This is a genomic window from Lactobacillus sp. UMNPBX15 (genome assembly GCF_002553785.1).
Taxonomy (GTDB): Bacteria; Bacillota; Bacilli; order Lactobacillales; family Lactobacillaceae; genus Lactobacillus; species Lactobacillus crispatus.
Genome location: NZ_PCYV01000093.1, coordinates 1 through 427, shown reverse-complemented (window position 1 = coordinate 427; position 427 = coordinate 1). Strand labels below are relative to the sequence as shown.

Annotated in this window: 1 protein-coding gene; it reads left to right on the top strand. The window is 32.3% G+C overall.

All coding sequences use genetic code 11. The features are described 5' to 3' along the window. Positions 1-42: 42 nt before the first annotated feature. On the top strand, positions 43-427 hold a 385-nt coding region (locus tag CP366_RS10420), incomplete at its 3' end, for a hypothetical protein (protein WP_199162870.1).

Below are 427 nucleotides of genomic sequence, written 5' to 3'. Positions count from 1 at the left end.
AAGTCACCTTTAAACTAATATATTAGATAGAAGGCTAGAATATTGAGTCATAAAAAAGTTATACGCAATCAAAAATATGAAGAATACTGGAAGATAACTTTGGGTACATCAGATATCTTCGGCAATCAATTTATAAGAACACTTGCACTAATAGTAGATCATATTGATAAATATGATCTGGCCAATAAGACCGTAGATGAATTAAAAAAGGGGAAGACTCTTAATCAAGAAGTAACACATTCAAAGGACCTCGAAGCAAAGATAAAGAGCATATACGAAAATGATGATTCTACTGGTGCGTCTACTAGGAAACAAATTAATCAATATATAAAACTAGGATTTGTAAAACCATACTTGCAAGGATATCATTCTGCAGCCAAAGAATATATTAAGCCAGGACAGTCTGAAGAGACTTTACAGCGTCTTT